We start from the raw sequence: 7,671 nt of genomic DNA, 5'->3' as shown, positions 1-7,671 counted from the left end.
GGGGTGTACTGCGGGTCGGGGGTCTCCGCCGCCCACGAGGTCCTGGCGCTGGCGGCCGCGGGCATTGCGGCCGAGCTGTACGTGGGTTCGTGGTCGGAGTGGTCCTCGGACCCGGACCGGCCGGTCGCCGTGGGGCCGGACCCGCAGTGACCCGACGCGAGGAGAGGGCCGTGCCCGGAAGGCACGGCCCTCGTCGCCCGACGGCGGACCCGGCTACTCCTGCTTCTTGCGCCGTGTCCCGAACACGATCTCGTCCCAGCTCGGTACGGCCGCTCTGCGGCCCGGGCGTACGCCGTCCGCCTCGGCCTGGCGGTCGGTGGCACCGATGAGCCGGTCGCGGTGGCTGCCCACCGATCGCGGCATGAGGACGTCCGCGTAGGCGGATCCGGCCGAGGCGGCGGGAGCTGCGGGCTCCTCCTCCTCGACCTCGGCGACGACGGGCTCCTCCTCGGCCTCCGCCGGGGGCAGTTCCGGGACGACGAGGTCGCCACGGAAGCTCGGCACCGCCTCCAGCAGGCTGGTCAGGGAATCCCGCTCGCCCGTGATCTCCTCGTCCGGTTCGGACGCCTGCGCGGGCAGGCTGGGCCGCTCGCGCTCGGGGCGGTCCAGCGGTCTGTCGCGCGGCAGCCGGGCGATCCGGGGGACGAACGGGAAGCTCGGCTCCGGCGCGGCCAGGTCGTCGGACTCGCCGATCAGGGAGCGCGCCTCGTCGTCGACGGCCTGGACGAGCCGCCGGGGCGGGTCGTACGTCCAGCTCGCCGAGTGTGGCTCGCCCGCGACGCGGTAGACCAGCAGGACTTCCCACGTGCCGTCGTCGCGACGCCATGAGTCCCACTGGACGGTGTCCTTGTCGGCGCCGCGCAGCAGCAGCCGTTCCTGCACGGCCTCGCCCAGCGGCGGACCGGAGTTCTCTCCGGGGCGGCGGACCGGGGTCTTGCGGGCCCGTTCGGCCATGAAGGCACGCTCGGCGAGCACCGGGCCCTCGAAGCGGCGCACCCGGTCGACGGGGATGCCGGCCATCTGCGCGACCTCTTCCGCGGTCGCGCCGGCACGTATACGCGCCTGGATGTCGCGGGGGCGGAGGTGGCTCTCGACCTCGATCTCGATCTGGCCGAGGCGGGGACGGTCGCCGCGCACGGCGGCGCGCAGGCGTTCGTCGATAGGAAGGGTGTACTCCGTGGAGTCGGCAGCCTTCAGCACCAGCCGTGTGCCGTCATTCGAGACGGCCACGACACGCAGTTCGGGCATGGGGACCTCCCGGGTGGTGCCTGCCGACGTCACGTGCGTCGCTGCTTCCGCTAGTCGAGTGTGGCCTGCCCGGGTGCAGCCTGCCACAACCTTGCCGAGTTGCCCGGCGTGTCGGGCGCTGGCCCTGGATCGCCGTTATGGCACGGTTACCTATTCGCAACGCTAAGTGACGAACTCCATCACCCTGTGCAACTAGCCCCCTCCCGGCGGTCCTAAAGGCCCTGTACACCCGGACGGGAGACCGGACCCAGGGCTCGCCACAGTACTCCATTCGGGCCACGTGCGTGGATTGGCGCGCCGCCCAACTTCTGGCGAGCGGTGGGACTTGGCCGTGCCTTCCCCCGTTCCGTGATCTCGAACGTGGGGAACTTCACGTAATCACCAGAGTCGGAACCCAAAGGTCTCGGTCGCGCGGCCCCTTCTTGTGCAGCTGAGCGACCGTGTAAGTGCGTCGCCTACGCCCCCAGAACCCTCCGCAAGTAGTCGTTCTGGAACAGCCGGTCAGGATCGAGACGATCCCGCAGCGCCGTGAACTCGCCGAAGCGCGGATACACCCGGGAGAAGTACTCGGCGTCCCGCGTGTGGACCTTGCCCCAGTGCGGACGGCCCTCGTGGGCGGTGAAGATGCGCTCGGCCGCGGTGAAGTACCGCTGGTAGGGGGTGCCCTGGAACATGTGGACGGCGATGTACGCGCTGTCCCGGCCGGAGGCGGTGGACAGTGCGATGTCGTCGGCGGGGGCGGTGCGCACCTCGACGGGGAAGCTGACCCTGAGGCCGGAGCGGTCGACCATCGCCTTCAGCTCGCGCAGCGTCGCGACGACGGCCGCGCGCGGAACGGCGTACTCCATCTCCACGAAGCGCACTCGGCGCGGGGACGTGAAGACCTTGTACGGGATGTCCGTGTAGGTCCGTGCGGACAGGGCCTTGCTGGAGATCTGGGCGATCGCGGGGATCGTGGCGGGCACCGCGCGGCCGACCCAGTTGGCCACCTGGAAGACGCCGTTGGAGAGGAACTCGTCCTCGAACCAGCTCTTGAGCTGCGGCACGGGCTGCTCCGGGCCCGCGCTGCGGTTGTTGCGCTTGGTGTTGGTGCTGCCGGTGTGCGGAAACCAGTAGAACTCGAAGTGCTCGTTCTCGGCCCAGAGTTCCTCGAAATCGGCGAGGACCTTGTCGAAGGGCATCGGCTCCTCGCGGGCCGCGAGCAGGAAGACCGGCTCGACGGCGAAGGTGATCGCGGTGACGATGCCCAGGGCGCCGAGGCCGATGCGGGCGGCGGCGAAGACCTCCGGGTTTTCCTTCGCGGAGCACGTGAGGACGGAACCGTCTGCGGTGACCAGCTCCAGGCCCGTGATCTGGGCGGCGATCGAGCCGGAGTCGCGGCCCGTGCCGTGCGTGCCGGTACTGGTGGCGCCGGAGACCGTCTGCTCCATGATGTCGCCCATGTTCGTGAGCGACAGACCCTCACGGGCGAGGGCCACGTTGAGTCTCTTGAGCGGGGTGCCCGCCTCGACCGTGACCGTCATGTTCTCGCGATCAACGTTGCGTATGCCGGTCAGCAGTTGAGGGCGGATCAACATGCCGTCCGTCGCGGCTATGGAGGTGAAGGAGTGCCCGGCGCCGACGGCCTTCACCCTCAGACCGTCCTCGGCGGCCCGCCGCACCGCGGCGGCCAGCTCATCGACGGAAGCAGGGGTGACCTCCCGCGCCGGACGGGCCGAGACGTTGCCGCCCCAGTTACGCCACGTGCCGTTCTTTCCGTTCGCTGTGCTGCTCAACGGAGCCTCCCCGACCCGGTGCCGGTCGCTTGAGCCGGCGGAACCCGAGGAAACCCACCGCGACCGCAGCGGCCCCGGCCACCGCCGGAACCCCGTACCCGGCACGCGCCCCGGCGGCGTCGATCACCCAGCCGGCCACGGAGGAGCCGAGTGCGACACCCGCCGCGAGCCCGGTGCTCACCCAGGTCATGCCCTCGGTGAGCTGCGCGCGTGGTACGTGCTCTTCGATGAGGGACATGGTCGTGATCATCGTCGGAGCGATGGACAGACCCGCAACGAACAGCGCCACGGCCAGAAACGGCAAGTTTCCGACCAGTAGGAGGGGGATCATACTCACGGCCATGGCACACACGCCCAGCAGCCACCGGCGTTCCGGTGGCCCGGCGAAGTGCAGCAGCCCGTAAACCATGCCCGCCACACAGGAACCCGCCGCGTACACCGCGAGGACGACACTGGCGGCGGCCTTGTGCCCCTCCTCCTCGGCGAAGGCCACGGTGACCACGTCGACCGCCCCGAAGATCGCCCCGGTCGCCACGAAGGTGGCCACCAGGACCTGAAGGCCCCGCGAGCGCATCGCCGTACCGCCGCCCCGCCGCTCGCGCGGGTGGGGTTGGGGCTCGGTGGCACGCTGCGCGGTCAGTGAGAAGACGCCGACCGCCAGGAAGCAGGCGGCGAGCAGCGGACCGGCCTCCGGGAACCAGGCCGTGGACAGGCCGATGGAGATGATCGGCCCGATGATGAAGCACACCTCGTCCACCACGGACTCGAAGGAGTACGCGGTGTGCAGCTGCGGCGTCCCCCGGTACAGGGCCGCCCAGCGGGCCCGGATCATCGCGCCGACGCTCGGGACGCAGCCGATGCCCACGCACGCCGCGAACAGCACCCAGTCGGGCCACCCGTAGTGCGCCGCACACAGCAGGAGGGCCGCCGCGGCCAGCGAGATCAGCGTCGCCGGGCGCAGCACGCGCCGCTGCCCGTACTGGTCGACCAGCCGCGAGACCTGCGGTCCGGCCACCGCGGCGGACAGCGCGATGGTGGCCGACAGGGCACCGGCCAGGCCGTACCTCCCGGTGAGCTGGGAGACCATCGTGACGACGCCGATGCCCATCATCGACAGCGGGACACGACCGACGAAACCCGCGATGGAGAAGCCCTTGGAGCCGGGGGCTCCGAACAGGGTGCGGTAGGGGCTGGGCACGGGATCTCCGGAAGACTTGGTAAGCAGCGAACGCGGTCGGCACAGATTACGCCTCGGACTGCGCCCGACGCACCCGTCAAGGCCCACTTCGCGCCGTCCGCCGCGCAGGGTGTCACCCCGCTGTTTCCCGGCTGTCAGTGCAGGGTGGCAGGATCGACTCATGCCAGACGTGCGCGATGTCAGCCCCTACGACGCCCTGCTCCTGCTCTCGTTCGGCGGCCCGGAAGGCCCGGACGACGTGGTCCCGTTCCTGGAGAACGTGACGCGTGGGCGCGGCATCCCCAAGGAACGCCTCAAGGAAGTCGGGCAGCACTACTTCCTCTTCGGCGGGGTCAGCCCGATCAACGACCAGAACCGCGCCCTGCTGGACGCCCTGCGCAAGGACTTCGCCGACCACGGCCTGGACCTGCCGGTCTACTGGGGCAACCGCAACTGGGCCCCGTACCTGACGGACACGCTGCGCGAGATGGTCCGCGACGGCCGCCGCCGCGTCCTGGTCCTCGCCACCAGCGCCTACGCCTCGTACTCGGGCTGCCGCCAGTACCGCGAGAACCTCGCCGACGCGCTCGCGACCCTGGAGGCGGAAGGCCTGGAGCTGCCGAAGGTCGACAAGCTGCGGCACTACTTCAACCACCCCGGCTTCCTGGAGCCCATGGTCGACGGGGTACTCCAGTCCCTCGCCGAGCTGCCCGAGGACGTCAGGGACGGGGCACACCTCGCCTTCTCGACGCACTCGATCCCGACGGCCTCCGCCGACACCTCCGGCCCCGTCGAGGAGCACGGCGACGGCGGCGCCTACGTGAAACAGCACCTGGACGTGGCGCAGCAGATCGCCGACGCCGTCCGGGAGCGCACCGGCGTCAACCACGCCTGGCAGCTCGTCTACCAGTCCCGCTCGGGCGCCCCGCACATCCCGTGGCTGGAGCCCGACATCTGCGACCACCTCGACGAACGGCACGCCGCCGGCGCCCCGGCCGTCGTCATCGCCCCCATCGGCTTCGTCTCCGACCACATGGAGGTCCTGTACGACCTCGACACGGAGGCCAGGGCCAGGGCCGAGGAGCTCGGGCTGCCGATGCGGCGCTCGGCCACCGTGGGCGCCGACCCGAGGTTCGCCGCCGCGGTCCGCGAGCTCGTCGTGGAGCGGGCCGCCACCGAGCGCGGGCAGGACGTCACGCCGTGCGCCCTGGGCGCCCTCGGGGCGAGCCACGACCTCTGCCCGGTCGGCTGCTGCCCGGCCCGCGCCCCCCGGCCCGCCGCCGCGGGCGCCGACAGCACCTACGCGTGAGGAGCCCCGTGACCGACCCCCTGCACACGGACCTGCTCGACCTGGCCCAGGAGGCCGCCCGCCGCGCCGGAGCGCTGCTGCGGGACGGGCGTCCGGCCGACCTCGCGGTCGCCGCGACCAAGTCCAGCCCCATCGACGTCGTCACCGAGATGGACATCGCGGCGGAGAAGCTGATCACGAGCCTGATCGCCGAGCGTCGCCCGGACGACGGCGTCCTCGGTGAGGAGGGCGCCGCCACGGAGGGCACGAGCGGCGTCCGCTGGGTGATCGACCCGCTCGACGGCACCGTGAACTACCTGTACGGCTTGCCCACCTGGGCCGTCTCCATCGCCGCCGAGCAGGACGGCGAGACCGTGGTCGGCGTCGTCGCGGCCCCGATGCGCGGCGAGACGTTCCACGCCGTGCGCGGCCGGGGCGCCTGGGCCACCGGCGCCTGGGACGGCGAGCGAAGGCTGGCCTGCCGCCCCGCGCCGCCCCTGGACCAGGCGCTGGTCTCCACGGGCTTCAACTACGTCGCCGACGTACGGGCCCACCAGGCCGATGTGGCCCAGCGGCTGATCCCGCTGCTGCGCGACATCCGGCGCGGCGGTTCGGCCGCGGTCGACCTGTGCGACGTGGCCGCCGGACGCCTCGACGGCTACTACGAGCGCGGCCTGCACCCCTGGGACCTCGCGGCGGGGGACCTGATCGCCCGGGAAGCGGGCGCGCTGACCGGTGGACGCCCCGGGGAGCGCCCGACGGGCGATCTGGCAGTGGCCGGCACTCCCGGCGTCTTCGAGCCCCTCCAGGGCCTCCTGGAGGGCTTCGGAGCCTGGCACGACTGAACGGCGGACAACCGAGCGGGCCCCGGCGCTGGATTCGCCGGAGCCCGCTTCGTACGGCCTGATCAGACGCTCGCTGCGCCGACCTCCACACCGTGCTCGGCGGCGAGACGGCGCAGGTCGTCGAGCTCGCCCTGCTCCACTTCGACGAGGAATTCGTCGCCCTCGTCGCGAGCCCGGGACAGATCGGACTCGGTCGCCCTTATGCGCTGCAGAAGTCCTGCGGTGAATGCGTCCATGCTGCGCCCCCTCGTCCTGGGTCGTGGGTCGATGGCACGGGGGTGTGCCGTTCGGAAGGGACGATCACGCCGCATGTGGATGCCCAGCGCCGCTCGGCCGGGCGGCGACGGTGCCGGACAGCCACGCCCGCTCTGCGGAAGCGGATTGATGCGCACCGCATGGTGGTGCGGCGCCAGCAGAGCGTGATCGTGGGATGTAAAGCCGTCCTCCCCAAGCTCCCTTCCGTGGAAACCTAACCGGAGGAGAAAATCTCGTATTCCCCCGCGGGTCACCGGCCTCTCACCCGCCTTACCTCCGACTTATGGCCGAAAAGGGCAGGATGGAGGCAACACACCGAAGCACCGTCGAAGACCCCTGCCCGCGTGCGCCCCACAGGGCTGCCCGGGTGGACATGAGGAAGGACCAGGAACGTGCGCGTACTCGTCGTCGAGGACGAGCAACTGCTCGCCGATGCGGTGGCCACCGGACTGCGCCGGGAGGCCATGGCCGTCGACGTCGTGTACGACGGCGCGGCCGCCCTGGAGCGCATCGGGGTCAACGACTACGACGTGGTCGTCCTCGACCGCGACCTGCCCCTCGTGCACGGCGACGACGTCTGCCGCAAGATCGTCGAACTGGGCATGCCGACGCGCGTGCTGATGCTGACGGCCAGCGGCGACGTCAGCGACCGGGTCGAGGGGCTGGAGATCGGCGCCGACGACTACCTGCCCAAGCCGTTCGCGTTCAGTGAGCTCATCGCGCGCGTGCGCGCCCTCGGCCGGCGCACCAGCGTGCCGCTGCCGCCCGTCCTGGAGCGTGCCGGGATCAAGCTCGACCCCAACCGCCGCGAGGTCTTCCGCGACGGCAAGGAGGTCCAGCTCGCGCCCAAGGAGTTCGCCGTCCTGGAGGTGCTGATGCGCAGCGAGGGCGCCGTCGTCTCCGCGGAGCAGCTCCTGGAGAAGGCCTGGGACGAGAACACCGACCCGTTCACCAACGTCGTACGCGTGACGGTCATGACCCTTCGCCGCAAGCTGGGCGAGCCGCCCGTCATCGTCACCGTCCCCGGCTCCGGCTACCGGATCTGATACCCCGTGGCAGCGTCCCCCGCGCCCCCTCAGGCAC

General features: G+C 71.4%; 7 protein-coding genes and 1 pseudogene. 4 read left to right on the top strand and 4 right to left on the bottom strand.

Going from position 1 to position 7,671, the window contains the following annotated elements; genetic code table 11:
- Positions 1-150 (top strand): annotated as a pseudogene (locus C1J00_RS47260) (sulfurtransferase); the annotation flags it as partial.
- 63 nt (positions 151-213) lie between these two features.
- Here the strand turns inward: C1J00_RS47260 and sepH are convergent.
- The 3 genes from sepH to C1J00_RS34105 form a co-directional block, all read right to left on the bottom strand.
- Positions 214-1,248: a septation protein SepH gene (sepH, locus tag C1J00_RS34115; RefSeq protein ID WP_102912838.1), complete on the bottom strand. Its 1,035-nt coding sequence runs from the start codon at positions 1,246-1,248 to the stop codon at positions 214-216.
- A gap of 455 nt (positions 1,249-1,703) precedes the next feature.
- Entirely contained in the window at positions 1,704-3,023 is a 1,320-nt protein-coding gene (locus C1J00_RS34110) for a D-arabinono-1,4-lactone oxidase (protein WP_102912837.1), read from the bottom strand.
- Positions 2,983-4,221 (bottom strand): MFS transporter, encoded by a 1,239-nt coding sequence (locus C1J00_RS34105; RefSeq protein WP_102912836.1) that lies wholly within the window; start codon positions 4,219-4,221, stop codon positions 2,983-2,985. Before C1J00_RS34105 ends, C1J00_RS34110 begins: the two co-directional genes overlap by 41 nt.
- Before the next feature lie 160 nt (positions 4,222-4,381).
- Here C1J00_RS34105 and C1J00_RS34100 point away from each other — a divergent pair, with 160 nt between their 5' ends.
- Complete coding sequence (locus tag C1J00_RS34100) at positions 4,382-5,509, top strand: ferrochelatase (RefSeq protein WP_102912835.1); 1,128 nt, start codon at positions 4,382-4,384, stop codon at positions 5,507-5,509.
- Between the two features lie 8 nt (positions 5,510-5,517).
- Positions 5,518-6,333 (top strand): inositol monophosphatase family protein, encoded by an 816-nt coding sequence (locus C1J00_RS34095; protein WP_102912834.1) that lies wholly within the window; start codon positions 5,518-5,520, stop codon positions 6,331-6,333.
- Between the two features lie 62 nt (positions 6,334-6,395).
- Here C1J00_RS34095 and C1J00_RS45610 read toward each other — a convergent pair whose 3' ends face one another.
- Positions 6,396-6,569 (bottom strand): hypothetical protein, encoded by a 174-nt coding sequence (locus C1J00_RS45610; protein ID WP_180989792.1) that lies wholly within the window; start codon positions 6,567-6,569, stop codon positions 6,396-6,398.
- A 411-nt stretch (positions 6,570-6,980) separates the two neighbouring features.
- On the opposite strand from C1J00_RS45610, the gene C1J00_RS34090 reads away from it, so the two are divergent.
- On the top strand, positions 6,981-7,634 hold the full coding sequence (locus tag C1J00_RS34090; RefSeq protein WP_003993508.1) for a response regulator transcription factor: 654 nt from the start codon (positions 6,981-6,983) through the stop codon (positions 7,632-7,634).
- Positions 7,635-7,671: the final 37 nt, after the last annotated feature.

Origin of the sequence: Streptomyces cahuitamycinicus (genome assembly GCF_002891435.1) — a bacterium.
Classification (GTDB): domain Bacteria; phylum Actinomycetota; class Actinomycetes; order Streptomycetales; family Streptomycetaceae; genus Streptomyces; species Streptomyces cahuitamycinicus.
The sequence above is the reverse complement of the archived record's forward strand: the minus strand, read 5'-3'. Positions and strand labels throughout refer to the sequence as shown.

Bases quoted from the DNA above. Each gene is read 5' to 3' on its own strand.
- C1J00_RS34100 (WP_102912835.1), top strand. From the start codon at position 4,382: ATGCCAGACGTGCGCGATGTCAGCCCCTACGACGCCCTGCTCCTGCTC.
- C1J00_RS45610 (WP_180989792.1), bottom strand. From the start codon at position 6,569: ATGGACGCATTCACCGCAGGACTTCTGCAGCGCATAAGGGCGACCGAG.
- sepH (WP_102912838.1), bottom strand. From the start codon at position 1,248: ATGCCCGAACTGCGTGTCGTGGCCGTCTCGAATGACGGCACACGGCTG.